Source organism: Acinetobacter sp. XH1741, from assembly GCF_041021895.1.
GTDB lineage: Bacteria > Pseudomonadota > Gammaproteobacteria > Pseudomonadales > Moraxellaceae > Acinetobacter.
Genome location: NZ_CP157428.1, coordinates 2,029,212 through 2,055,667, shown reverse-complemented (window position 1 = coordinate 2,055,667; position 26,456 = coordinate 2,029,212). Strand labels below are relative to the sequence as shown.

27 protein-coding genes and 1 pseudogene are annotated in these 26,456 nt (G+C 36.2%); 9 read left to right on the top strand and 19 right to left on the bottom strand.

Annotated features, from left to right (window positions below; translation table 11 throughout):
- Positions 1 to 16: 16 nt before the first annotated feature.
- The 3 genes from ABLB96_RS09760 to ABLB96_RS09750 form a co-directional block, all read right to left on the bottom strand.
- Positions 17 to 1,276 (bottom strand): serine hydrolase domain-containing protein, encoded by a 1,260-nt coding sequence (locus ABLB96_RS09760; RefSeq protein WP_348898167.1) that lies wholly within the window; start codon positions 1,274 to 1,276, stop codon positions 17 to 19.
- A 71-nt stretch (positions 1,277 to 1,347) separates the two neighbouring features.
- Positions 1,348 to 2,202: a MaoC/PaaZ C-terminal domain-containing protein gene (locus tag ABLB96_RS09755; RefSeq protein ID WP_348898166.1), complete on the bottom strand. Its 855-nt coding sequence runs from the start codon at positions 2,200 to 2,202 to the stop codon at positions 1,348 to 1,350.
- A gap of 74 nt (positions 2,203 to 2,276) precedes the next feature.
- On the bottom strand, positions 2,277 to 3,668 hold the full coding sequence (locus ABLB96_RS09750; RefSeq protein WP_348898165.1) for a 3-oxoacyl-ACP reductase: 1,392 nt from the start codon (positions 3,666 to 3,668) through the stop codon (positions 2,277 to 2,279).
- A 235-nt stretch (positions 3,669 to 3,903) separates the two neighbouring features.
- On the opposite strand from ABLB96_RS09750, the gene ABLB96_RS09745 reads away from it, so the two are divergent.
- On the top strand, positions 3,904 to 5,472 hold the full coding sequence (locus ABLB96_RS09745) for an acetyl-CoA C-acetyltransferase (protein ID WP_348898164.1): 1,569 nt from the start codon (positions 3,904 to 3,906) through the stop codon (positions 5,470 to 5,472).
- A gap of 63 nt (positions 5,473 to 5,535) precedes the next feature.
- Here ABLB96_RS09745 and aceI read toward each other — a convergent pair whose 3' ends face one another.
- On the bottom strand, positions 5,536 to 5,970 hold the full coding sequence (gene aceI / locus ABLB96_RS09740; RefSeq protein ID WP_005135057.1) for a chlorhexidine efflux PACE transporter AceI: 435 nt from the start codon (positions 5,968 to 5,970) through the stop codon (positions 5,536 to 5,538).
- Between the two features lie 90 nt (positions 5,971 to 6,060).
- Between aceI and ABLB96_RS09735 the strand changes: the two genes are divergently transcribed.
- The 3 genes from ABLB96_RS09735 to leuE all read left to right on the top strand — a co-directional run bounded on the left by ABLB96_RS09735 (position 6,061) and on the right by leuE (position 8,797).
- Positions 6,061 to 6,954: a LysR family transcriptional regulator gene (locus ABLB96_RS09735; protein ID WP_348898163.1), complete on the top strand. Its 894-nt coding sequence runs from the start codon at positions 6,061 to 6,063 to the stop codon at positions 6,952 to 6,954.
- A 129-nt stretch (positions 6,955 to 7,083) separates the two neighbouring features.
- Complete coding sequence (gene tal / locus ABLB96_RS09730) at positions 7,084 to 8,073, top strand: transaldolase (protein WP_348898162.1); 990 nt, start codon at positions 7,084 to 7,086, stop codon at positions 8,071 to 8,073.
- 73 nt (positions 8,074 to 8,146) lie between these two features.
- Positions 8,147 to 8,797, top strand: coding sequence for a leucine efflux protein LeuE (leuE, locus tag ABLB96_RS09725; protein ID WP_348898161.1), 651 nt, complete (start codon positions 8,147 to 8,149; stop codon positions 8,795 to 8,797).
- Between the two features lie 52 nt (positions 8,798 to 8,849).
- On the opposite strand, the gene ABLB96_RS09720 is transcribed toward leuE, so the two are convergent.
- The gene (locus tag ABLB96_RS09720; RefSeq protein ID WP_348898160.1) at positions 8,850 to 9,323 is read right to left on the bottom strand and encodes an Lrp/AsnC family transcriptional regulator; all 474 of its coding nucleotides are present in this window, start codon (positions 9,321 to 9,323) and stop codon (positions 8,850 to 8,852) included.
- Positions 9,324 to 9,510: 187 nt separating this feature from the next.
- On the opposite strand from ABLB96_RS09720, the gene ABLB96_RS09715 reads away from it, so the two are divergent.
- Positions 9,511 to 10,683 carry a benzoate/H(+) symporter BenE family transporter gene (locus tag ABLB96_RS09715; protein WP_348898159.1) on the top strand — a complete coding sequence of 391 codons (1,173 nt, stop codon included), beginning with the start codon at positions 9,511 to 9,513 and terminating at the stop codon, positions 10,681 to 10,683.
- Between the two features lie 74 nt (positions 10,684 to 10,757).
- On the opposite strand, the gene ABLB96_RS09710 is transcribed toward ABLB96_RS09715, so the two are convergent.
- The 6 genes from ABLB96_RS09710 to ABLB96_RS09685 all read right to left on the bottom strand — a co-directional run bounded on the left by ABLB96_RS09710 (position 10,758) and on the right by ABLB96_RS09685 (position 16,099).
- On the bottom strand, positions 10,758 to 11,477 hold the full coding sequence (locus ABLB96_RS09710; RefSeq protein WP_348898158.1) for an MgtC/SapB family protein: 720 nt from the start codon (positions 11,475 to 11,477) through the stop codon (positions 10,758 to 10,760).
- 15 nt (positions 11,478 to 11,492) lie between these two features.
- The gene (mgtA, locus tag ABLB96_RS09705; protein WP_348898157.1) at positions 11,493 to 14,249 is read right to left on the bottom strand and encodes a magnesium-translocating P-type ATPase; all 2,757 of its coding nucleotides are present in this window, start codon (positions 14,247 to 14,249) and stop codon (positions 11,493 to 11,495) included.
- Between the two features lie 101 nt (positions 14,250 to 14,350).
- A complete protein-coding gene (locus tag ABLB96_RS09700; RefSeq protein ID WP_348898156.1) occupies positions 14,351 to 14,509 on the bottom strand; it encodes a hypothetical protein in 159 nt (52 codons plus the stop codon).
- Between the two features lie 301 nt (positions 14,510 to 14,810).
- Complete coding sequence (locus tag ABLB96_RS09695) at positions 14,811 to 15,254, bottom strand: RDD family protein (RefSeq protein WP_348898155.1); 444 nt, start codon at positions 15,252 to 15,254, stop codon at positions 14,811 to 14,813.
- Between the two features lie 267 nt (positions 15,255 to 15,521).
- Positions 15,522 to 15,695: a hypothetical protein gene (locus ABLB96_RS09690; protein WP_348898154.1), complete on the bottom strand. Its 174-nt coding sequence runs from the start codon at positions 15,693 to 15,695 to the stop codon at positions 15,522 to 15,524.
- A gap of 176 nt (positions 15,696 to 15,871) precedes the next feature.
- Positions 15,872 to 16,099 carry a hypothetical protein gene (locus ABLB96_RS09685; protein WP_272339353.1) on the bottom strand — a complete coding sequence of 76 codons (228 nt, stop codon included), beginning with the start codon at positions 16,097 to 16,099 and terminating at the stop codon, positions 15,872 to 15,874.
- Positions 16,100 to 16,385: 286 nt separating this feature from the next.
- On the opposite strand from ABLB96_RS09685, the gene ABLB96_RS09680 reads away from it, so the two are divergent.
- Together ABLB96_RS09680 and ABLB96_RS09675 are read left to right on the top strand one after the other, a co-directional pair.
- Positions 16,386 to 16,829: a universal stress protein gene (locus ABLB96_RS09680; protein WP_348898153.1), complete on the top strand. Its 444-nt coding sequence runs from the start codon at positions 16,386 to 16,388 to the stop codon at positions 16,827 to 16,829.
- A 265-nt stretch (positions 16,830 to 17,094) separates the two neighbouring features.
- A complete protein-coding gene (locus ABLB96_RS09675) occupies positions 17,095 to 18,678 on the top strand; it encodes an ATP-binding cassette domain-containing protein (RefSeq protein WP_348898152.1) in 1,584 nt (527 codons plus the stop codon).
- A gap of 68 nt (positions 18,679 to 18,746) precedes the next feature.
- Here ABLB96_RS09675 and ABLB96_RS09670 read toward each other — a convergent pair whose 3' ends face one another.
- Complete coding sequence (locus tag ABLB96_RS09670) at positions 18,747 to 19,178, bottom strand: DNA breaking-rejoining protein (protein ID WP_348898290.1); 432 nt, start codon at positions 19,176 to 19,178, stop codon at positions 18,747 to 18,749.
- A 380-nt stretch (positions 19,179 to 19,558) separates the two neighbouring features.
- Between ABLB96_RS09670 and ABLB96_RS09665 the strand changes: the two genes are divergently transcribed.
- A complete protein-coding gene (locus ABLB96_RS09665) occupies positions 19,559 to 20,263 on the top strand; it encodes a hypothetical protein (protein WP_348898289.1) in 705 nt (234 codons plus the stop codon).
- Between the two features lie 61 nt (positions 20,264 to 20,324).
- On the opposite strand, the gene ABLB96_RS09660 is transcribed toward ABLB96_RS09665, so the two are convergent.
- The 7 genes and pseudogenes from ABLB96_RS09660 to ABLB96_RS09630 form a co-directional block, all read right to left on the bottom strand.
- Positions 20,325 to 20,456: a hypothetical protein gene (locus ABLB96_RS09660; protein ID WP_263613965.1), complete on the bottom strand. Its 132-nt coding sequence runs from the start codon at positions 20,454 to 20,456 to the stop codon at positions 20,325 to 20,327.
- A gap of 142 nt (positions 20,457 to 20,598) precedes the next feature.
- Positions 20,599 to 20,982 (bottom strand): hypothetical protein, encoded by a 384-nt coding sequence (locus ABLB96_RS09655; RefSeq protein ID WP_348898288.1) that lies wholly within the window; start codon positions 20,980 to 20,982, stop codon positions 20,599 to 20,601.
- 177 nt (positions 20,983 to 21,159) lie between these two features.
- A complete protein-coding gene (locus ABLB96_RS09650) occupies positions 21,160 to 21,438 on the bottom strand; it encodes a hypothetical protein (protein WP_348898292.1) in 279 nt (92 codons plus the stop codon).
- Between the two features lie 185 nt (positions 21,439 to 21,623).
- Positions 21,624 to 21,998, bottom strand: a complete 375-nt coding sequence (locus ABLB96_RS09645; RefSeq protein ID WP_369029290.1) for a hypothetical protein — start codon at positions 21,996 to 21,998, stop codon at positions 21,624 to 21,626.
- A gap of 161 nt (positions 21,999 to 22,159) precedes the next feature.
- Positions 22,160 to 22,629: pseudogene (locus ABLB96_RS09640) on the bottom strand (hypothetical protein).
- A gap of 411 nt (positions 22,630 to 23,040) precedes the next feature.
- Complete coding sequence (locus ABLB96_RS09635; RefSeq protein ID WP_348898286.1) at positions 23,041 to 23,292, bottom strand: hypothetical protein; 252 nt, start codon at positions 23,290 to 23,292, stop codon at positions 23,041 to 23,043.
- 306 nt (positions 23,293 to 23,598) lie between these two features.
- A complete protein-coding gene (locus ABLB96_RS09630; protein WP_348898285.1) occupies positions 23,599 to 24,834 on the bottom strand; it encodes a mechanosensitive ion channel domain-containing protein in 1,236 nt (411 codons plus the stop codon).
- 607 nt (positions 24,835 to 25,441) lie between these two features.
- On the opposite strand from ABLB96_RS09630, the gene sbnA reads away from it, so the two are divergent.
- Complete coding sequence (gene sbnA / locus ABLB96_RS09625) at positions 25,442 to 26,446, top strand: 2,3-diaminopropionate biosynthesis protein SbnA (RefSeq protein WP_348898284.1); 1,005 nt, start codon at positions 25,442 to 25,444, stop codon at positions 26,444 to 26,446.
- The last annotated feature ends 10 nt before the right edge of the window (positions 26,447 to 26,456 follow it).

Genomic DNA, 26,456 nt, shown 5'->3' with positions numbered 1-26,456 from the left:
CCCTAAAGTACCAAAATTAGAACCAGCCTTTACGACCTTTTAAAATTTGGTCGGCGCAACGTAAAGTTTCTTGAGTAAGCCCCCATAAACGATAATCACCTGTGATTGAACCAATCTGGAAGTTGTGAGTATAGGCAAAACTAAGATCACGTTCTGGATCACACCATGCACCCGAACCATTGTAGCCAATATGTCCAAAGCCATTTTTAGCCCGTTTACCCATAGTAATAATACGGTGATATCCTAAGCGCCAATTCATAGGTATAGGCATAACACGATCACGTGCATAACTTTGAATGGTGCTAAGTTCTTTAAATATTTCTGGACGAATGAGTTGTCGTCCATCCCACTGTCCATGATTTGCTAGCATCGCATAAATTTTAGCAAGACTATTTGCAGTAAATGTGCCGTTTGCTGCCGGAATAACAGCTTGTAACCCTTCATCACTAAAGAAACTAAATTTTTTCATTCCTTTTGGAATCATGGCATCCTGAAAATCTTGCGGGTCTTGCCCCGTCCACGTAATCATTTTTTCAGAGAGTGAACTCTTACGGGGCTGAGGTTTGTTAGGTTTTTCAGCTTGAGTCGACGCTGGTTTTTCCGGCTTAGGTTGCGTAATTAAACGTGCTACACGGTCCAACTCGCTTGAAGGCGTTCCAAAATAAGCACCATCTAACTGTAACGGTTCAACCACATATTTTTGCATGAGCTGATCGAGAGATTGACCAGTCGCTTTTTCAAGTACTCCGCCTACAAGCCAACCAAATGTTAAGGCTTGATAAGCATTGCCCTGTCCTGCAACGAATCTTGGTTTAGTTGCGGCCATCACATTTAGCATATGTGACCAGTCGAGCATTTCCCTCGCACTTTCAATAATATTTCGAATATCAAACATACCACTTTGATGGCTCAGCACATGACGTAAAGTTATTTGCTCTTTACCATTTTGAGCAAACTCAGGCCAATAGGTCGCAATCGGTTTGTCGTATTCTAAAAAACCTTCACTTACTAAAATATGCGCTAAAGTTGCAAGTACGCCTTTACCTGTGGAATAGCACACTGCCAAAGTGTCAGGTTGCCAAGCTTCATTTTGTGATTTTAGACCTGTATAGATATCTACAACTTTCTGACCTCTAAAATAAACCGCTAATGCAGCTCCACCTTGCCCTGTTCTAGCATCTTGGAGACGGCTAAACTGGTGAGCTAAATCAATAAAACGTTCATCTAGAATACCATGATAGTTATGGGTATCGGCCAGTAAAATCTCTTTAATCACATGAAGTTCCTTGCATTTTTTGTTATTTTGCTTAAAAACAGCCCAAACATCTGTTCAGGCTGCTGATATTTTTATAATGCTTTTACTGTTCCTACAACATGCGGTTTTTGTGATTTCGCATTACGAATCAAGAAATCCGTCTTTTTATCTGTATTAGCAGTTAAAAACTCAACTTTTGATGGTAAGAATATTGGTAGTTTAAACCACACATCTGCTTCATAAGCATTTGGTAATTCAAGGTTCGCTAGCGCTTTAGCCTTGCTCCACATACCATGCGCAATAGCTTGCTTAAAGCCAAATGCTTTTGCAGTAATAGCATGAATATGAATTAAATTAAAATCACCAGACACTTTCGCATAACGGCGACCTGTGTTTTCTAAAATATTCCACTCAGCCTTTGGAACATAAGCAGGCGCTTGTTCTTCTTTGGCTTTCTCACCCACTCTTTTCTCGACTTTTTGGCGAGATAAATACGTTGTTAAGCCTTCCATCACCACTTCATTGCCAACTTTTACCGTGGTAATAAAGTCAAACTGAACCCATTTATCATGCGGTTTAAGCTCACCGAATTTACATGACAAAGTTAATTTTTCAGTCACACCAATCGGTCGAGTCTGTTTAATCTGATTACGGATATGGACTAAACCTAAAATCGGAAATGGAAATGCTTCTGCTGTCATCATGTGCATTTGCAAACTTTGAGAAAGCACAGCCAAATAAATTGCAGGTACGAAGCCATTATTTTTAAAGCCACATACTTCGTTATAAGCTTTAAGATGGCTCTGATCAATTTCAAGACGATCTACCACATATTCAACTTGCGGTAAGATTTTTGGACCTTGATACTTTTTGAAAATTAAACCCTGCACCACTTTTGGGTAAGCCAATGCCGCTTTTGGTAGCTGGCTAAAATGACGAGTATTCATACCTAACCTTTTATAATTTATAGATTATTGAATAAAAAAGGGATGCTCAAGCACCCCTATTTATTTAATAGTGCTTAAGCGCCTAACAAGCTTTGGCCACATACACGTACAACGTTACCATTTACACCTGTAGAAGCAGTTGATGCAAACCATGCAATTGTTTCTGCGACATCAACAGGTAAACCGCCTTGTTGCATTGAGTTCATACGACGGCCAGCTTCACGAATTGCAAACGGAATTGCAGCAGTCATTTGTGTCTCGATAAAGCCAGGTGCGACTGCGTTTATGGTAATACCATTTTTTAAAATAGGCGCAGTAAATTTCACCAAACCAATTACACCAGCTTTAGATGCTGCATAGTTCGTTTGACCGAGGTTACCCGCAATACCACTAATTGATGATACGCAAACAATGCGGCCATTTGCATTTAGACCATCGTTTTCTAACAAGTAGTCATTTACACGTTCAGCAGCAGATAAGTTAATGTTAATTACCAAGTCCCAAAGCTCTGGCTTCATGTTTGCCAAAGTTTTGTCACGTGTAATACCTGCGTTATGTACAATAATATCTAACCCGCCTTGTTTTGCCGCAGCAGCTTTAATTTTTTCACCTGCATCGGCAGCTGTAATATCAATTGCCAAGGTAGAGCCGCCAATGTCAGCAGCTACACGGTCAAGGTCAGCTTGTTGCTGTGGTACATCTAAACAAATTACATGCGCACCATCGCGTGCCAATACATGTGCAATTGCTTCACCAATACCACGGCTTGCACCAGTTACTAACGCAGTTTTACCAGCAAGTGGTTTTGCCCAATCGACATCAACAACATCTGCTTTAGAAACGCGAATTACTTGACCAGAGACATACGCTGAACGCGGAGAAAGCAAGAAACGTAATGTTGATTCAAGGTTCGCAGAAGCACCTTCATCTACATAAACAACTTGAGCAGTAATGCCTTTTTTAAACTCTTTACCTACTGATTTGATAAAGCCTTCAAGTGCACGCTGAGCAATCGCCTGTTTTACAGTTTTTGCAGTTTCAGGTGTAGTACCAATCACAATCACACGGCCAGAAGTCGCAACTTGACGTGCAATCGGATTAAAGAATTTATAAAGTTCGTTTAACTGTTCCGAGTTTTGAATACCAGAAGCATCAAATACAACTGCCTTGAATTTTGACTCTTTGTCACCAGCATTGAATGGACGTAAATTTAAACCTACTTTTGCAGCGGCTTGTTGTAAATCAACATTATTACCTACATAGCTATCTGCATGAATATTGCTAAGTACTTGTGCAATTGCACCTGACAATACACTTGATGGCGCCGCGCCAACCAATACTGCTCCATTCACTACTGGCTGAGCACTTTCAAAACGCTCTAATACAACAGGTGATGGTAAACCCAAATTTTTAACAACAAATTTACCAATTGGAGATTGTGTAAATGCTTGGTATTGATCAGTCATGGTTATTATCTCTCAAAGAAATGAATTTTCTACGACAGGTTTCATTATGTTATGAGATGGATAGAAACAATATGAAAGTAGTCGTTCATTAGAGTTACTCCAAATCATACTTGAGTTCATCTTTGGATGTCTTGACCTGAATGCTATCTACAATGTCATTCTAGTCAATACAGGTCTATTTGAATTGTGTTAAGGTAGCTTACAAGAATATCGTTAATATGCTTGGAAAAGCCTTATGAGCAAAACAACTCAAGAAAATCCAGCAGTCGAGAATTCTGCTCAGGAAAAAGTGTCAAATACATCAAAGTCGGCTTCTAACACGGCTAAGCGTAACAGCACAACTCCTAAAGCAGCAACTAATACTCCAAAAACGACACGTAATCGTTCAACGACTGCACCAGCACGTAGCCCTCGTAACAAGAGCGCCGCTACTGCAACCCCGTCTACATCTTCTAATGTAGCTGCAGCACCAAAAGCAACAAAAACCAAAACTTCTGTTCAACAGGATAAAACCATGAGTCAAAACACTGTTCGCCGCGTTGCAATCCTTGGTGGCAACCGTATTCCATTTGCACGTTCAAATACGGCTTACTTCAAAGCGTCTAACTCTGACATGCTGACAGCAGCATTGAATGGTTTGGTTGAACGTTTTAACTTACAAGGCAAGCGTATTGGGGAAGTCGTTGCGGGTGCCGTTTTAAAACACAGCCGTGACTTCAACATGACTCGTGAAGTTGTATTAAGCACAGATCTTGCACCAGAGACTCCTGCTTATGATATTCAAATTGCTTGTGGTACAGGTTTACAAGCAGCATTTGTTGTTGCCAACAAAATTGCGCTTGGTCAAATCGATGTCGGTATTGCAGGTGGTGTAGACACCACGTCTGATGCTCCTATCGCTGTAGGTGATGGTTTACGTAAAGTTTTACTTGAACTCAATGTTGCAAAAACTGCGAAAGACCGTCTTAAAGCTTTAACAAAAATTGATTTCAAAAAGCTCCTTGATGCTCCAAGCAACGGTGAACCACGTACTGGCCTTTCAATGGGTGAGCACCAAGCGATTACTGCCTTAGAATGGGGTATCACTCGTGAAGCGCAAGATGAGTTAGCTGCTAGCAGCCATCAAAAACTTGCGGCTGCTTATGACCGTGGTTTCTTTGATGACCTCATTACGCCATTCTTAGGTCTTAACCGTGACAACAACTTACGTCCAGACAGCACAGTTGAAAAACTAGCTAAATTAAAACCAGTTTTCGGTAAAGGCGAAACTGCAACAATGACAGCTGGTAACTCAACGCCGTTAACTGACGGTGCTTCTGTTGTATTGCTTGCTTCTGAAGAATGGGCAAAAGAAAACGGTCATGAAGTTTTAGCTTACCTTTCTTTCTCTGAAACAGCGGCTGTTGACTTCATTGGTAAAAATGGTCCTAAAGAAGGCTTATTGATGGCTCCTGCTTATGCAGTACCTCGTATGCTTAAGCGTGCTAACCTCAAACTTCAAGATTTTGATTTCTACGAAATTCATGAAGCATTTGCATCTCAAGTATTGTCGACATTAAAAGCTTGGGAAGATGAAAAATTCTGTAAAGAACGTCTTGGTTTAGATGCACCTTTAGGTTCAATCGATCGCTCTAAACTTAACGTAAATGGTTCATCTTTAGGCGCAGGTCACCCATTTGCTGCAACTGGTGGCCGTATCTTAGCAACTGCTGCTAAATTGATTAATGAAAAAGGTTCAGGCCGTGCATTAATCTCGATTTGTACAGCAGGTGGTGAAGGTGTGGTTGCGATTGTAGAGAAATAATTTCTATATACACCTAAAAAATAAGCACCCGTTTGGGTGCTTATTTCATTTCAATATAGCTAATTAATGAAGTGATGCAGCTTTAGCATTTGGGAAAAACTTATCTTCAATATGGTCATAACACCACTGGAAGATAAAGGTATAAACCAAAATACATAAGGTTAAGCCAATATCTAAAATAAATGCATCAATGACGGTCATCTGCATCATATATGCAATCATCGGTACAGTCGCAATCAGCAAACCACCCTCAAACCCAATCGCATGTAAGATCCGTACAGGGATCGTTCTTTCCCAATTATATTTATGTTCTACTTTTTCGAAATAATGGTTAAAAATCATATTCCAGAAAACTGAAACCACTGCCATAAACACACCGAGTGTTCCGGTCACTTCCATAGGCATGTTAAAAATAAAACTTAATGCAATCGCAATGATGACCAATAAAATTCCTTCATAACTGATTGCATGAATGAGTCTTCTCTTGGAAATCAACATTTTTAAATACTCAATAATTACTTGGATAATGTGCATTTTATTTTTATAATATTGATTAATCCAATCAGGTTCTTTCAATTTTTTTGACAGATGAATATTAATCAAGAACAATTGCTCATGTTTCAGGCCGTGATTGAAACTGGCTCCTTTTCAGCAGCAGCACGCAAACTTGGAAAAGTTCCTTCTGCTGTAAGTATGTCTATTGCCAATTTAGAAATTGATTTGAACCTGACTTTATTTGAACGTAAAGGCCGTGAACCTACGCCTACTGCTGAGGCACGAGTACTGTATGAAAAAACGGCGCAGCTTTTAATTGAAATGAATCAATGGAAACAGCACGCGCATGCATTAAGTACCGGTCTAGAACCTAATCTAACAATTGTTGTGGTATCAGAACTCTTACATACCAATTGGACCGACTATGTCTGTCTGTTAGAAAGTCGCTTCCCGGACCTACAAATTAATATTGTGTCTGCCCCTCAAGAAGATGCACTTCACATGTTACTAGATGGCTCTGCTCAACTGGCACTCATGTTTGAACGTGAGCATCTAGACAATAGAGAACAGTTTGTCGAGTTAAAACGTGAGGCTTTAATTCCTGTAATTGCAAAAACTCATCCTCTCGCACATCAAGAACATGTTTCTTATGAGCAGATTTTAGGTACAAGACAAATTGTGGTCGCAAGTCGAGATGAGACGCTAAAACCTGAATTATTATTTTCAAAGCATTATTGGCGTACAGACAACCACCACTCTGCTTGTTTAATGATTTTACGCAATTTAGGTTGGGGCGTACTTCCGCAGGAAATGTTTAAAGAAAACCCTGAGTTAAAAAATAAGCTTCAACCCTTGGATGTATTTGATTTTACCCCTCGCTTTGAATACTACGTAGACTTGGTCTGGAGCCGCGAGAGTGAACTTGGTGCTGCTGCACGATTCCTCATTGACCATATTCGTAATAAGCGAATGCAACAGGCCCCTTAAATCATTTCAATTTAGATGCAGAACCTAAACGTTTTTCTTTGAAATATAACAATTGATATATCGACAGCATGAATAGACTTTGTGCTATAAATAAAACATAAGATTTATTACTGAAGATGTTGAATATCAATGACTCATACAGCACTTGACCAATTAAAAACATTAACGACCGTTGTTGCTGACAGTAGCGACCTTGATGCTATTCGTAAATTTCGTCCATTAGATGCGACAACGAATCCTTCATTGATTACCGCGGCAGCAGAACAACCAGAAAGTAAAGAGCTCATTGAAGATGCTTATTATCAAGCCAAAGAAGAAGGCTATAAAAGCGATGAGCTCATTGAAAGAACCATTGATATTTTAACTGTAAAGTTTGGCGTAGAAATTTTAAAATTGATTGAAGGCCGTGTTTCGACAGAAGTAGATGCTGCTCTTTCATATGACACCGAAGCAACCATTCAAAAAGCGCATGAATTATGTGAACTTTACAAAGGTTATGGTATTGATCAGTCACGTATTTTAATTAAAATCGCGTCAACTTGGGAGGGTATTCAAGCTGCTAAAGTGCTTGAAGCTGAAGGGATTGCTTGTAACCTCACTCTGCTTTTCGGTTTACACCAAGCGCAAGCTTGTGCAGATGCAAAAGTTACTTTAATTTCTCCATTTGTAGGTCGTATTTTAGACTGGTACAAAAAAGCTGAAGGTGTAGATGCTTACCCAATTGAAAAAGATCCGGGCGTAGTTTCAGTTAAGAAAATCTACACTTACTACAAACAGCAAAATATTCCAACTCAAGTCATGGGTGCGAGTTTCCGTAGCATCGACCAAGTACTGGGTCTTGCAGGATGTGATTTGCTTACGATATCTCCTGGACTACTGACCCAACTTGAACAAGATACGCGTACCGTAAATGCAGCGCTCGATGCAACTCAAGCAAAACAGGCAGAAGCAGTTGTTAGACCTACGCAAAATGAGCAAAGTTTTAAAGACGAACTTAATCATGACTTAATGGCTTTCCAACTCTTACAAGGTGGTGTTGATGGCTTTATTAAAGCGCGAGATCAATTAAGCCTTTTGTTACGTCAATCATTTGGAATTGATGCAGAAATAAAATCTTAAAAAACTGCACTTTTCATACAAAATTGCCGATTTTTGTTATCATGACAAAAATCGGTTTTTTATTGGGTTTCTCGTGTTCGGCATAACAGATTTAACAACATATATTATTGGTACATTCCTAATTGTGTTATTACCCGGACCCAATTCCCTTTATGTGATGTCAATTGCTTCACGCTATGGTATTAAAACCGGATATATGGGTGCACTCGGTATTTTTACCGGTGATCTTATTTTAATGCTCTGTACCGTGCTTGGTGCAGCCTCTTTATTAAAAGCTTTCCCCTGGGTTTTTATTGTACTTAAACTCATCGGTGCTCTTTATTTATCTTATTTAGGTTTTAAGCTTTTACAAGGTAGTATTCAGCGCTGGAAACTACGTAATCAACCACAACCCGAAATGGCCGACTTACCCACATTAGATAAAATTCATCCTTATAAAACTGCACTCAGTATTAGTCTACTCAACCCTAAAGCGATTTTATTTTTCCTATCTTTCTTTGTTCAGTTTATTGAACCAGATTATGCTTACCCAGCTTTAAGTTTTTTAGTTTTAGCAGTTATTTTACAGATAATCAGTTTTAGCTATTTAACAGCTCTTATTTTTTCAGGTATTAAGCTTTCAACTTTTTTTAAACAAAACCATAAAATTGCAGCAAGCGGAATCTTTTTAGTTGGCATTTTATTTTTTGGATTTGGTTTGAAGCTAGCCACCTCAACGATTTAATTATGTCAGCCCTGTAAAACCTCATATTAAAAGTTGAAAACATGCTGAGCAATTAAAAAGCCAGCATGCCATCAGTTTTCACTTCATTCAGCACAAAAAATGTTCTAACTTGCCTTACTCCCGGTAACGCAATAATTTTTTCACTATGAAATCGGTTAAAAGCAGCCAAATCTTTAACGCGAATTTTTAAAAAATAATCGACTTCCCCTGCCACCAGATAACACTCTAAAACATTCTCCAGATCACCTGCTGCTTGTTCAAATGCCTGAAAACTATCAGGTGTTGAACGATCTAAAACCACCCCTACCAAGACGATGGTTTCACGCTGCACCATAGCCGGATTAATTCGGGCACGTACATCTAAGATTGCCCCAATTTTAAAAAGGCGTTGAGTATGATTCCAACAAGACGAGGTACTAATCCCCACAAGTTTCGCTAGTTCAGCATTACTTAAGCGTCCGTTTTCTTGTAAACAGCGCATAATTTTGAGTTCAAGTGGTGATAAATTTTCTGCTTGCTCATCCATAAAAACAATATCCCGATTTCATTATTTTTTATGGGATAAATTATAGCATTTCTAAATATTTAAAAAATATTATTTCATTTTTTGTTAAAAAATAGAAAGCACCTTCTTAAAAAAAATTGTTAGATTTATCTGGCTGAACATGTAGGCAGAAACATATTAATTTTTCAGGGATTTAGAACATTTAGCCATGCAAAAGATTCTTCAAGATTTTTCTATTCCAGCCGTATTTGCTGGTTTTATTACCTTTCTTATTGGTATTAGTGTTTCAGCCATTTTAGTGATTCAGGCAGCTCAAGCTTTAGGTGCTTCGCCTGAACAAATCACCTCTTGGTTTTGGGCATTAGGTTTGGGTATTGGTCTATCAGGACTCATCCTTTCATGGAAATTTAAATATCCTGTAGCAACTGCATGGTCAACCGCAGGTCTTGCTTTAATTATGGCTACAGGCGGTGGCTATAGTATAAATGAAGCTATAGGCGCTTTTTTAGTCGGTGGCGTACTTACTGCCATTTTAGGCTTTTCAGGTATATTTCAAAAAGCGCTTTCATATATACCGCAAAGCTTAACCAGTGCCATGCTTGCCGGAGTTTTACTTAAGTTTGGTATTTCACTTTTCGTAAGTTTGCAAAATGACTGGGAATTTGTTCTATCTTTACTTGTCATTTATGTGATTACAAAAAGATTATGGCCGCGTTATAGCATCGTATTCACCGCACTTGCTGGTGTTGTGCTATGCCCTGTCTTTTTAGAATTTCATATGCCTACACTTGAGTGGTCTTTAGCTAGACCAGTCTGGATTAGTCCTGTCTTTAGCTGGTCAGCACTTTTAGGCTTAACGCTACCACTATTTGTCATTAGTATGGCTTCGCAGTATTTACCCGGTATTGCCATGATTAAAAGTTATGGCTATAAGCCACATGTTAACCAACTGATAGGCTGGACTGGTTTAACCCAAGTTTTGCTTGCGCCTTTTGGTTGTTACAGTGTAAATATTGCTGCGATTAGTGCGGCTGTATGCCTTGACGATCAGGCTCATCCTGACCCAAGTAAACGCTATATTGCTGGCATAAGCTCTGGTTTTTTCTATACATTGATGGGATTATTTGCAGCGACACTGACCAGTTTGCTGATGTCTTTTCCTCATATTTTTATTGTTGCTTTAGCAGGTATTGCATTACTAGGTACGATCAGCCACAACATTGCGCTTGCTTTTGGCCCTGTTGAAGACCGTGAAGCTGCATTATTTACTTTTTTATGCAGTGCTTCGGGTATTCAATTTTTCGGTATTGGTTCAGCATTTTGGGGACTTGTCGTAGGTATTATTGTATTTGTTGTACTTAGATTTAAAGCAAAAAAATAAAACTTAAAAATAAAGACTTTGCGCTTAACCATTTAAAAAACTTTATAAACAGTTAAGTGCAAAGTCTTATAAAATTAATTAATTGCGTTTTTATCCCAAAAAGCTTGTCGTATTTGTGGCATGGCATTTAAGTGGTTAATGATGTGCTGTGCTTCTTCTGCCTCAATTGAAGTTGCAATCAATGTCGCTTCTATTTCGACCTCTTTTTCCCCAAACGGTGTGACATCAATATCCTTTGGAGGATAGTTATGGTGTTTCAACGTTAGGTTTAACTCATCCATAACCACTTTGCTTTGACTTCTGTCACATATAATGTAAATGACATGCAAAACCTCTGTGTCATCGTCTAACGGACGGCGGTCAATGATATGTACAATCGGTCTTAACAATGTATTGGCAGATAAAATAAATGCTGTTGCTAATATTGCCTCAATAATTAAATCAGAACCGGCAGCAGCCCCCACAGCCGCTGAACACCACAAAGTAGCGGCCGTATTTAAGCCATGAATATTGCCTTCTTGGCGCATAATGACACCTGCACCCAAGAAACCAATACCTGAAACCACATAAGCAATGACTCGAACAGCTCCATCTGCTCCAGTAAGATTCGTTGCAACATCTACAAAAATTGCTGCGCCAACAGCGACCAGAACATTAGTTCGAAGCCCTGCAGTACGCTGCCTATACTGACTTTCAAACCCAATTAATGCTCCCAAAACAAAAGCGACCGAGAGACTAATTAAAGTATCAATAATGTTAGATAAGTCTGTATGTTGTAGAAATTGCAACTTCATCTTGCACCTATGTTCTTATTGCCAGCCGTAACGGCGGATATAGATTTTTTTCACCCATTGAGTAATACACATATAAGCAATTAAAATTAAAGGCAAATATAAGAAATAACTTAATGGTAAAGCTTGTAGTTTTAAATAACTTGCTAATGGTCCCATTGGTAAGAAAATACCAATACACATAATCACAACCGTCATCACCAATAATGGTGTTGCAGCACGACTTTGAATAAATGGAATTTTAGCAGTACGGATCATATGAACAATCAACGTTTGAGTCAGTAAACCTACAACAAACCAACCAGATTGGAATAAAGTTTGATGTTCAGGCGTATTTGCGGAAAACACAAACCACATCAGACAAAACGTGATAATGTCAAAAATTGAGCTGATCGGTCCAAACACCACCATGAAACGACCCACTTCTTCAGGCTGCCAACGCTGTGGTTTTGCAATTAACTCTTCATCAACGTTATCAAATGGAATCACAATTTGTGAAACATCATAAAGTAAGTTTTGAATAAGCAAGTGAATAGGCAACATTGGTAAAAATGGAATAAAAGCACTTGCTATTAATACCGAAAAAACGTTACCGAAATTTGAACTGGCCGTCATTTTGATATATTTAAGCATATTGGCAAAAGTTCTACGGCCTTCAATCACACCTTTTTCAAGCACCATCAAGCTTTTTTCAAGCAAGATTAAATCTGCTGACTCTTTAGCAATATCTACTGCGGTATCTACTGAAATACCAATATCAGCAGTACGTATAGCCGCAGCATCATTAATACCGTCGCCTAAGAAACCGACCACATGACCATTTGCTTTTAACTGCTCAACAATACGTTCTTTATGCACAGGACTTAACTTGGCAAAAATGTTGTATTGCTCTACCGCTCTTTTGAGCTGTTCATCGGTTAATGTTTCAATTACACCACCCAATAAAACCTGATCAAAATTAAGACCAATTTCTCGGCATACTTTTTGAGTTACAAACTCATTATCACCAGTAAGCACTTTTACAGTTACACCATGAGCATGCAAACTTTGTACAGCTTCTCTTGCTGACTCTTTAGGTGGATCAAGAAATGCAACATAACCAATTAAAATTAAATCACTTTCATCAACAACTGAATAATTCTCTTGGTTATTGTCAAACTCACGATAAGCTACAGCCACAACACGTAAGCCATCTCGGTTATAACGTTGAGTCAGTGCCTCAATTGCCACTTCACGTTGTTTTGTGAGAGGTTCTACTTTGCCATTTACCTCAACATAACGGCAAACCTTTAACATTTCCTCAACAGCGCCTTTGGTAATCATACGCACTTTTTCTTGAGGCGTTTGTACCACGACTGACATACGGCGGCGATCAAAATCAAAAGGAACTTCATCTAATTTTTTATAGCGCAGCTTTTGAGTTTTGATCTGATCATCAACAGCTTCTAATACAGCTACGTCAAGCAAGTTTTTCAAACCTGTTTGATAATAACTATTTAAAAATGCCTGCATGAGTACAAAATCTGACTTTTCACCATTAACATCAATATGTTGAGATAAAAAGATTTTATCTTGAGTTAATGTTCCAGTTTTATCTGTACATAAAACATCCATTGCACCAAAGTTTTGAATAGCATCTAGACGCTTAACAATTACTTTCTTTTTAGATAAGAAAACTGCACCCTTTGCCAACGTTGAAGTGACAATCATCGGTAACATTTCAGGTGTGAGACCAACAGCCACTGATAGTGCGAATAAAAATGCCTCTGTCCAATCACCTTTGGTAAAACCATTAATGAAAAGTACAACAGGTGCCATAACCAACATGAAGCGAATGAGTAACCAACTTACTTTGTTAACACCCATTTGAAACGCTGTCGTGCTTCGATCAGTAGCTGTAACTCGATGAGCAAGAGCACCAAAATATGTTTGGATACCAGTACTTAACACAACTGCCTGAGCTGAACCAGAAACAATATTGGTTCCCATAAATACAATATTATCTAGTTCTAAAGCGCTAGTTTCTTCAAGATTTTTCTGCAAAGGAAACTTTTCAACCGGCATTGATTCGCCAGTCATTGCAGCTTGAGATACAAACAAATCTTTGGCATTTAAAATTCTGCAATCAGCAGGAATCATGTCACCTGCAGATAATAAAATCACATCGCCAGGCACCAAATACTGAATTGGCATTTCAAACTGGCTATTCGTTTGATTTTTAGTATCGATACCATAGCGCTGGTGCATAAGCTCTAAATCTTCAGCACTTAGCTGATGACGTAATACAGTAGCAGTATTACTCACCATTGCCTTTAAAGCGTCAGCAGCTTGATTCGATTTTGCCTCTTGCCAATAACGAAGAAGTGTTGAAAGAATTACCATGACACTAATAATAGTTGAACCGGTTAAATCATCGGTAAAGAAAGCAATTAGTGCCAAAAGGCTGAGTAAAATATTGAACGGATTGCGATAGCAATACCAAAGATGTTGCCACCAAGTTAATGGTTTTTCATGGGTAATCTCATTGAGACCCACTTGCATTTGCTGTGTATGCGCTTGCTCTTCTGTAAGCCCCGTAAAATGAGTATCAAATTGATTTAATAAATCACTTGTTTGGGCTTTTGATGCATTAAGCAAACGCATAGATAAATTTTTGCTAATTTCTTGAGCATAGCTAGATTGATGCAGCTCTTTAAAGGATCGATTACGACCGAAAAAGCGCATCAAATGAAATCTTTGTAAAAATGCTGTGAAGAGTCGTTGCCAGAATTTCATCACGAAATCCTCCATTTTTAGGCGTATAAGGCTCTCGACCTTATTAAAAAATAAAGTCTTTTTTAGTTTTTAAACTGAGAAAGGAATTGGTTTTCGTAAACTTACGATGAAGAAGAGAAAATTAATCCAAAGCCGAACCAACGCTGACGAAATGGCACGCGATCACACATTGTTCGAATACTTTGAATAGCAGGAGCTGGCTTTTTTACCAGAACTGAAACATCTTGGTCATAACAGTATTTGGAAGCATATAAAAACATTGGCTTCTCCCCATTTCTAGCGAGAAACTAAACAGATAAGTGCTGGAAGTACATGATTACAAATAAAGTAATTTGTATGGGCTTAATATAATTTTTACAAAGCTATCTCATTGCAAGATAGCTCCTCCTAAAGGTTATCTTGCTCAGCAGTGGCTTTGGTTTAATTGATAATTAAACTCGAACCTCGAACAACTACCCATTTAGGATCTCCATTAAATAAACTCGCGGCAAGTATAGGTCTTACCTTGCAACACACAAGACTTTTTTTGTAATTTTTTATTGCTAAAAAATTAACTCGATTCTAGAGCTCTCTGACCACCACTGTTTTCGCCATTTTGTCATGCCAACCTTGTTTTTTGGCATCAAAAGCCACCCAAAAAAGCCCTAAACAAAACACTAAAATAGATGGGATATAGCCAATATACCGAATGAGAGATTGCATAAAAGTTAACTTATTCCCTGTTTTCTCATCCAGAACTTTTAAGCGCATTAAGCGCTTTCCTGGCGTACCTGCCAAATAGATCCAACATAAAACGGTATACAAAAATGGAAAAACATAATTTATGATGAGGTCAAACCCATAGTTTTGAGGTTTAGTACTCAAGCCTGTAGCAAATATCAGATCGTAATCGCCACGGTAAAAAATCCATGCGGCTGGAATAATCGCTAAAAAAAGAATAAGGCTATCAATAATCATTGCACCAAATCTAACCCAAAACCCTGCATACTCGTATTTATAAGTCATGTGCACACCTCACTTTTGTTATTGTTTGTCTAATACCAAAGAGATCAATCCATATATTTTCATCCTAAAGGAAATCTTTTTATTTTTAAATACTTAAACTTACTTTTAATTTTTTGTTTTATTTAGAATTGTAATAAAGATTTATGCAATTTATAAACAGCAGTTTAAATTAAAATAATATATTTCGTTTTTAAATATTTTATAACACCTCACTCGACATGAGGTGATTTAATTATTTTTATTAAATTAGTGATATATAACAGCCAATTATTTCCAAAACATAACATCAATCTTAAATTCTTTTTTCAATAATAATGCAGCGCAGATGAGTCCTAAACCAATAATAATCAGAAATATACTGAGTGTTAATATACCACCAAGTATAGATAAAAAACCTAGAATAGCGATGAGATAAAATAAAACTATAATTAACTTAAACATTCAGTTTATTCAACCATTTACGATAAAATCAACTCATTCTAGCGTTTTTAGCAATAAATACTGTTCTCAAATGTTGAATACACACCTTATTTGTATTAACTCAAAAACAATATGTTAATTAATCTTGCTAAATGTTAATAAAAAAGAATAAACGTGATAAATGTTACATTTATTAGTTATTTGACTTCAAAATAATGCTTTTCAGTGATAAGTTTTATTTTTAGATTTTTATATAAACGGTCTTTTGAGTTTTCAAGTGAAGGGACAACTTTTTCAGCAAATTTGTCATCTGCCATCAGTCGTGCATAAGTTTTATATCCGATCACCAACTTTTCCGGTTCTTTACCTGTTTGGCGAAATTCTTCAATAAGCTTACTTACTTTTTTTACTGTTAAATCTGCCATCTGATTCATTCCCCCTCGCTATATAATTTTGTTATACGTTTTATGTATGACAAAAATATGAAAGGTAATTTTTTGTAAGCTTGAACTAAAAATAAAGCTTTTTTTAAGATTAAATATATTTAGTATTCTTGGTCTAAAAAATATTTAATAATCAATTGTATAGTTATTTGTAATTTAATTTCAATTCTACTTAATTGAATTGATTTCTACCTTTAAACAAATATGATACTCTTAAAGTAAGAAAAGCTTCATACATATAACAATTGTAAATAAGAGGAATAACTTTATGAATTACCAACATATTATTGTCCCAGTAGATGGTTCAGAAATTTCATTGGCAGCAGCAAAACAAGCTGCACACCTTGCTAAAGCTTTTGGCAGTAAACTTACAGCGATTAGTCTTGTTGCAGTAGACCCGTTTAGTGGTGTCGATTTTTATTATATCTCCCCTGTTGTAAAAGATTATTTTGTGGAAGCTCGCGCTAATGCAGAAAAAACACTTGCTAAGGTAAAAGCCTTATGTGCAGGAGAAGGTGTCGATGCCGAAACACAAATTATTCAAGGTGAAATCTCATCTGATGGCATTCTTAAAGCAGTTGAAGAATTAGGATCAGATCTGATTGTTATTGGTTCTCATGGCCGTAAAGGTTTTCAAAAACTTATTTTGGGTAGCTTTGCGCAAGATGTTCTAAACAATACCAAAATCCAAGTATTGGTTGTAAAAGAGTAAACTCTTCATTTTAAGTAAAAGCCTAATCATTAGATTAGGCTTTTCTTCATCAAAATGCATAAGTTTTACACAGATTAAAAACTGTTATAGAATACTGTCATCAATTTTTCTGTTTTTGTGAGTCACGCCAATGAAGTAAGTCTTTTTTTCTCATCATTTTTTTATTTTTTTGATGTGCAAAATAGACTATTTTTTTGTGACTTAACGTCTTTATTTAAAGCTTAACCTTCCTATTTTGTACATCCTGTATTTATGAGGTTTTTTTATGACTCAGCAGGCATGTGTAATATCACAACTCACTTTAGAATTTCCCTCGAAAGTGATGTTTAAAGAGCTAAATTTTTCACTTGATTGCCACCAAGTATCCGCTTTAATTGGCCGTAATGGTCAAGGTAAATCACTCCTGATGCAATTGCTTCAAGAGATTTCGCCAACAGGAGAAATACATATAAATGGCCAGATCACTTGGCATAGCAAGCATGCATATTTATCTCAGTTAAACCGTCTTCACTGCTCCACAATTGCAGAAGCATTAGAGATCGATCATTTATACCAAGCTTTCAGAAGAGTTGAACAAGGTAACGCTGAGTTTGATGATTATGATTTGTTAGATGGTAAATGGGACCTGCCCAATGTTTGGGAGGCGTTATTGCGATCTGCCCACTTACCAACCGAATTAGACTTTCCTGTTTCGCAGCTAAGCGAAGGACAAAAAACCAAGTTAGCTTTAGCGACATTATTTTTAAAGACAGATCACTACCTACTACTTGATGAACCAAGTAACCATCTCGATCAAGAGGCTAGAGAATGGTTAATGACTCATTTAAAGAAACATCCAGCAGGCGCGCTTATTATTAGTCACGAGCTCGCCTTGTTAAATGAAGTAGATCATATTTATTACTTAAATGAACATGGCTTGCACCACACAACAGGAAATTATGAAAAATTTCATGAGGAATATCAGTCTCAAATTGAAGCGTTAGAGCAGTCAGTACAGCAACATCAACGCGAAGTTAAGCACATGAAGCAAAAGCAACATGAAGTCTTAATGAAAGCACAAAAACGTGAGCGTGCTGGAAATAAACTTCGTGAATCGAACTCACAAGCTAAAATTTTGCTAGATTTTAAAAAAGAACAGGCTGGACAAAGCTTTGGTGCAATTCAGTCTCAGCATCAACGTCAAATTGAACATAGCCAGCAAGACTTAAAAGATAAGAAATTACTCCTTGAAACCGTTAAGCCACAGCAGTTTATATTTCCGTCATTTCAAAAACGATCAGGAGAAATTCTTAGAATTCAGGACTTGAAGCTAAGTTATGGGACACAACAACCTATCAATTTAGCTTTAAAAGCAGGTCAAAAAATTCATTTGGCTGGCCGCAATGGTATTGGGAAATCAACTTTGCTTAAACAAATTAATCAATCCATAGTAACTCCTATAGATGCAATTAAGTTGTTTGTAAATTGCTTTTATCTAGACCAAAATTTTAGCTTTTTGCTAGAGAATAAATCTGCTGTTGAAAACCTAAGGCATATTAACCCCAATATCTCTGAGTTAGAGTGGAGAAACCTATTAGGTCAACTTAGAATTCGTGGTGATAAAGGCACCTATCCTTTAGCTCAGCTCAGTGGCGGTGAGAAGTTGAAAGTGGCTTTATTAGGTTTAAGCCATGCTCAGCCTATGCCTGAACTTTTATTGCTTGATGAGCCAGAAAACCATCTAGACATTGAATCGAGAGAACTATTTGCACAAGCTATTTCCAGTTATGAAGGCGCAGTCCTATTAGTCTCTCACGATTTAACTTTTGTAGAAAAATGCGGAATTGATGAGTCAATTTATTTAGTATAAAACTATTTTATTTTTATCATTATATAAAAGCTCTTAAATTTAGAGCTTTTATATAAACTTCTTAATTATTATTTTATATTTTTATTATCTAATATTTGAAGATTCAAACTAAAAGATACGATTCTATTATTTCGAACAGTATTTCGCATTTGATAAACCTGAATAATATAATCACCATCGACCGGTAATATGACTTGCCCTGTAGACCCCATAGTTGAACCAATTAATAACGGCTTATCTTTACCTGGCTTTTGGCCTGGAGAAAAAATATTAATATAAGCTAAGTTACTATAACTATTAATATTAAATTTTAAAACTTGACCGCTTTTTGCAGAGATTCGATATCTAATGTCACTATAACCCTGAAGCTTTCCCGTTAAAGATGTTTGATCAGACCCTTGTAAAAAAGTTACTTTATTTTCAATATTCCTAGCAATTACAGATAATGGTAGAGATGAAATCAAACCAGATAATAATAGAGTTTTTATGATTTTTTTCATTTTTAATCCTCAAAATTATTTTTAAATAATTATATTCAATATAATTTTTATCAAATTTTACATTATGTATAGTTTTGATAAGTAGCGTTTGGGTTTGTAAACCACTTCCTCCTTAAGCAAAAGCAAATGTCATTAAACTTTAACTTGCCAGTTCAATAAAACCACCTTAGAATCCGCCCAACGAATTTTTAGGGGCTTCATTGTGAGTACTTGCTCGATTGATAGGATTAAATCATCGACTTATATCTAAGTATCCACTAAAGCTCTGGCTCTCTTGTGGATTTTAGAGAGTCGCCTCCTTGTTTTGTTTCTTATTAATCATTTCTTTTAAAGACTAGCAAATGCTTGCATGTGCTCCTTGATGTATTGGGGTCAGATCAATGCTATTTCTTAATTTTAAAAAATCAGTTGTCTTTTTAGGTGCTTACTTAGTATTTGTTTCAAGTTATGCTGGGCGACCAATGGTGGTTGATGATGCCTCTTTAGTTTCGCCCCACTCTTGTCAACTCGATTCATGGATGCAAAACAACCCCAGCAATAAAGAATATTGGGTCATCCCTTCATGCAATATCGGTGGCAATTTTGAATTTGGTGTAGGTCTGGGACGTCATTTTTCTGATGAAACGGAAAATGCTACTTATACGACAGTTCAAGGAAAGACTCTTTTAAAACCGCTTGAAACCAATAACTGGGGACTCGGCATTTCATTTTCTACTCAAATTAATAACAATCACACTTCTGAAAAAGACTGGACTGTGAATGTTCCCTTAAGTATTTCTATGTTAGATGACCGTTTCTTATTACATACCAATGTTGGTTGGCTAAGAGAACATACCACTCACCGTGAGCAAACCACATGGGGTGTGGGAACAGAAACATTGATTACTAAACCTTTAACGATTACTGCTGAAGTTTATGGAAATGATCGCAATGATTCATTTTATCAAACCGGCATTAAATATATGTTGTACAAAGAAAATGTTCAGTTCAATGCAAGTTATGGTAATCGATTAAATCAAACTAAAGATGACTCATTTTTCTCAGTTGGCCTTGTGTTCATGACTAACCCACTTTTTTCTAAATAACGTCATTAAAAAATATCAAAACTTATTAGAAAAAGCCCATCATGTGATGGGCTTTTAGACTTTATGAGTCTTTATCTAATGAGTGTGGTGTGGTGGTTTTATCTTGCTGCTTGGTATCGTTCTCACCTTGACAAGCTGCAACAGAGATTGAAACGATTGCTGCTAAACCTAGGGTAGCTATAATTTTAGTCATATCTTACCTCATACAATGTCAATTGATTCACCCATAAATACTGGCTATCCATATTACGATCAGCATAGGTTTATAGACTTTTTTGTACTGTTCGCATCGAAATGTAAAATGACAAAGTATCTTGAAGATTTAGAACATCTAATTAATTGTAAGAAACACAAAAATCTAACTTATCATGTGGTTGCTTAAAACACGTCCATGAATCCTTTTCAGGAGTTTCAATAATTTTTTTGGTTTTTAAATCCCGATAATATACAGTTGCATCTTTTAAGGTATATAAATTATTTCCCACAGACACGCATGAATCTTCATTTGCACAAATCATTGATTCTTTGATAAATACTTTGCTATTTGGGAAAGTCAATCTTTCAAAGTTAGAAGTTGAGTTATTTGTAGTAGAAAGTAAGCAAGTCTCAGTACTATTTTTTCCATTCACGATAAAACAGCTTTTAGTCACTTCGAACGGTTCTTGAGCGAATGTACCTGTAGCATAAGGTAATAAAAATAATGCTATAAGACGCTTCATATCCTTTCTCTCTATATATTCAATCATTAGTCTAAAACGGCCTACAATTATTTAGACTATGTTTAACTTTACTAATCTATAATACATTTATTGAGTTTAATTAAATATTTACTATTTGATAAATTTACAAAATATTTGAGAATTGGCTGGTGTGACTACACAACAATTCAAAAATTATTAATCGAGAATTTTCCAATCAGTACCAATTTGAGCCAAAGCCGGTAGCTCATCACTATTAAAAACATTGTAATTATTATCTACAGCAAAGCGATATAGTGGTATTGAATCAGCTTCGGTTTTTTTAAAAAAGCTAAAATCTTCGGTGATATGTATTAGGTCCTGCGACCGATTATTCCATCCTGCTTTATTTCCAACTGCACCTGATGGTATGTGTATATAACTTTCACAAGTCACTTCCACTCTATTTCCATCCAAATCTTGATATGAACATTTCATGTTTAAATCCTTTCCTGATTTTTCTATATGTGTAGAAAAACTTAACATGCTATTCACATAAATGATGGAAGTTTTTTGGTTCTAATTGTTTAAGTATGTATATGGTGTTAAAAATACAATAATTTACTTTCATTTATTCTGATCAGAAATTTCTCATAAAAAAGCACCTTTATCGGTGCTTCTTCTTATTTACACTTCCCATCAGGACTGTTTATTTCTTCTTTTAAAGACTCAATATCCGTTTTAATTAATTCTTTATCACTCGATACTTCTTGACCAGATTTTTTCATAAAGGCTTTATATTCCTTAAATCGAGCGACAAGAAATTCATCATATTTTAATTCAGACTGCATATAGGTACATTCTATTGAATCTAACTTCTTCTTTTGAGAGTTATTTAAATTTTTATTCGCATTTTTCTTTATAAAATTATCTCTTTGCGATTGTATTGTATGGATTTTTTCTAAAAAACCATAATATTCTTCTTCAAAACTTAACTTTGATGCGGCCATACAATTGGCACAAGCAAGTAAACCCAAGATAAAAATTTTTAATTTCATAATGTTTAATTTTCGCTGATGCTATTTTAAAAATGCATATTATAAGACTACCGCGATCAAATAAAGTAAATTAATCATATAAAAGAAAACCGCCCCAGAAGGCGGTTGCTGAAATTTTCCAGCGATTATAAAAGTGCGGTGGACACACACTTTTATATCGTTTAAATCAGATTTATTTTTTTATTATTTTTCTTGTACTCCTCCGAATTAAAGTAATTTTCAATTAACTTCACATTTTCTTCCGATACTTTCTTTTTATTTTCAGATATCAATTCACTATCTTTTTTTACACTAAAATCAGGGGTACGATACTAGAAAGTGGGGGAAGTTTTGATTGTCCTCCAATTGTGATCCTTTCAATAAAGCTCGCTAACCACATAATATATTCACCCTTATTTTTATATTTAGGCATTAAGCTCATATCGAGTTTAATTGTGCATTCATTTAAGGGTTTACTTAGGCATTCTTCAAAATCTATAAAATTGTATTTGAGTTTACAGGGGGTGCCTTTTATCTCTTTTCGAATAATGCTGACTAAATTATTCAGTTGTTCAATCAGATTGTCAGAGAATAATTTATCTTCTTCAAATTTTTTATAGACCTTCTCGGCGATTAATAAAAATTTTGGCATGGTTCCTTCCCTCTTATTCTGACCTTGGTGGTAAATCAGATTTTTAGGAAAGTATGATGGATATATCATTGCAACATGTAAGTGTTGAATTGCCAAATGTAAGCAGTAAGAGAGTTATGCAACTTACTTCCATAATAGGCCGCAGCAATTGAATAAAATGCAAAATCTGTCGCATTTTAAGTGCGGGAATATCTCATAGTTGGTAATAATTTTCTAAAAAATTAATCTCATCAATAATATTATTTGACTTAGATTTTAAGTGAGGTCTTATCTAAAAAGAGAATATAGCCATATTTGAAGTATTTTTTTTACTGCCTTGCTGAATAACGAGATTGTTTAGTCTAGAAACTAAATGTTTAACCACGTCATCAGCAAGGTCTTCTTATAGTTTATGCTTTAGTTTGAAGTGACTCACGCACTACTTAGCGCTGCTTCAAACATTTCAATAATTGCTTTGGCTCCTTCAGCCTTTTGCCTTGCGTCTTGATCGTCAAAAATAACTGTTTCATCATCTAATTCACTCACATATCGCCGGGCTTCGTCTAGAGCTCTCCTTATTTTTTGTACCTTATGTTTGTTTACGTCTTTGGCAATGGTTGGCGCATATCCTCCACGTTTTGCGTTTTTAAGTTGTCTAGCTCTGTTCTCTATTGCTGTAGCCATTCAAACACTCCAACTCACCTAACAAATTTTAGTAAAGCAACTTTATTGTTTGTTATTCTTAAACATTTAGTATTTTCTTTGTTCAAAGTGTCAAATTTGTTACTTAAACCCTACTCCTAAAGATTTTAAATCGAGTTTGGCTAAAAATTAATCTTTCAAAGTTATAAAACGCGTATAACCTTTATAGTAAATTTATACCGCTATTTAATAATAATTTTCCAAGAATAATTATAAATTAATGTATAAAAATATTAAAAGAATGCTATCTATTTGAAAATTCAAGGAAGATAGCATTCTGCCAGTTGATTATTCGACTGTTAGTTTTTGAAAGTCATGACCAGACGGTGCTTGGTACACTCTTAGACCAAACTCAGGCAAAATCGCAATAAGATGATCGAAAATATCTGACTGAATTGCTTCATACGAAACCCATGCCGTGGTATTGGTAAAGGCATAGATTTCTAATGGAAGACCTTCACTCGTCGGTTGTAACTGACGAACAATAAGGGTTTGGTTCTGAGCAATACCTTTATGCTGGCGTAAGTAGAACTCAACATAGGCTCTAAAAGTTCCGATATTAGTTAAACGTCTTTTGTTATAACGTGACTGGTTACCTAAATGTTTATTGAACTCTTCAATTTCAGATTGCTTCGCATCGAGGTACTGATCTAGTAACAGGAAGTCTTTGAGTTTTTGCTGCTCTTCTTCAGACATGAAGTGCACGCTAGTCTGATCAATATAAAGCGAACGCTTCATGCGACGGCATCCAGCATTGCTCATACCACGCCAGTTTTTAAAGGTATCGGTAACCAGTTTATTGGTAGGAATAGTCGTGTAGGTTTTATCAAAGTTCTGGACTGTCACAGTATGTAATGAAATATCAATCACATCACCATCGGCATTGAGTGTCGGCATTTCAATCCAGTCCCCTATACGTACCATGTCATAAGAGGCAATTTGTACACTCGCGACCAATGACAAAATCGTATTTTGGAAAACTAACATTAGCACCGCGGCCATTGCACCGAAGCCAGCCAGTAAGGTAAATACATCCTTTTTAAGGAATGTACCCAAAATCATTAATCCACAAACAACAAAAATGATGAGTTTAACAAGTTGCAAATAACCTTTAATCGGCTTGTTTCTCGATTTTGGATTACGCTGATAGATTAAGTTAAATATATTTAATAATTCACTAATAGTGAGTGCAATGGTCAGGAAAATAAATGCTTGAGCACCCATCTGCACCAAAGCAATTGCTTTTTCAGATAGATGCGGAACGGTGGTAATCCCATTCATAATGACAATTGCAGGTACAATGTTGGCAAATCGCTTAATAACACTATGCTGAGCAAATACAGACTGGTTGAGTGACTTGATTTTAGTCACTAAGTGACGAATACCCCGAACAATAATTCGCTTAGCAATAAAATTTGCCAACGCAGCAAATAAAATCAAAATTGTGAGTGAAACTAACATTTCTAGCAAAGGATAATTGCTTAAGTCAGCTTGAAGATCACGGTAAAACTTAAAAGAATCCAAACCTCTACACCTTAAAACTTTATTTTCAATAATTTTAAAGTGTTCATGTTGTATAGATTAGACTTGTTTACATATGTCGTCATAAATACAACACGTCTATAATACTTAATCGCTAAATTAGATTAATTCCAATTTATTCAATTCAAATAGGCAATAAGTAAAGCTCCTTTTTTAAAAGGTAAAACGAATAGTTCAATGCAGTTTTCACCTATTGGCTCACTCATCAGGCGTTTTCGTTTTATTCAATTGCAGCTTTTTTGTTTCAATAAACTTGTCTTTAAGAGAGAGTTTCTTGTTCAAAAAACGTTACTCATAAACTATTTATCTCATTTTCTAAGCCAAATTAATCTTTTTTTCGTTGTGATCAATTTTTATAAGTTAGTAAGTTTCTGCCTATCTGCTTATATGTAAAAACTTTATTAATTTAATTCTTAGTAAAATATACATTTTGTTATTCAAACAATTAGACGAAAAAATTTAGTGAAAATTCCTATAACTCACTATGCTTTTGATTTACAAACCGCAACAATCTTGGCATAAATCGTAATAATAATTTAATTAATAATAATTATCATTTACAACACATAAAAACCTGAGAAGATCTGCCATGATCCATGAAAATATTCTCGAATGCATAGGTAAAACGCCACTATTACAACTATCAAGGCTATTCACGCATCAATCAGTCTCAGTGATTGCGAAAATGGAATTGTTAAACCCAGGAGGAAGTATTAAAGACCGTCCAGCATTATTCATGCTACAAGAAGGCCTGAAATCTGGAGTGATCAATAAAGATAGTCACATTGTTGAAAGCTCTTCAGGGAACTTAGCGATTGCACTTGCAATGGCTTGCAAAATATATGGATTAAAATTTACTGCCGTTATTGACCCGAAAATTGCCTCAGCAAACTTACAAATGCTGAAGCTTTATAAAGCCAATATCGAAATGGTTTCTGAGAAAGACCAAAACGGCGGTTATTTAAAAACCCGAATTGACACTGTAAAACGGCTCTGCCAACAACTACCAAATGCTGTTTGGATTAACCAGTATGCAAATCCAAACAACTGGAAAAGCCATTACTTTGGTGAAGCAGAAGAAATCTTAAATCAAATTGATCGCAAGATTGATTACCTCGTGATTGGAGCAAGCACCTCCGGCACGATTATGGGCGTCTCTCGTCGTCTTAAAGAAAGATTTCCAGAATTAAAAGTCATCGCAGTCGATATTGTCGGCTCCGTATTGTTCGGTGGAACGTCTGGTCCACGCGAAATTCCTGGCATTGGGGCAAGTACAGTCCCACCGCTACTCTCCCCCAATGAAATTGATGATGTCATTTATGTTGATGACTATGAGTCGGCACTCGGTTGCAGAGAACTTCTTGAACATGAAGGAATCTTTGCAGGCGGTTCGAGCGGCTCATCTATTTCAGCCATCAAAAAACTGATTCCAACCATTCCTGATGGATCGTGCGTCTTAACACTACTACCCGATCGCGGTGACCGTTATTTAGATCTGGTTTATGAAGATGAATGGTTCGAAATGATCAAGAAGCGTCACTTCAATCGAAATGTACGACGCCAAGAAAACCTTACTTTACAAAATGTTGTTTAACTTTCTCCTT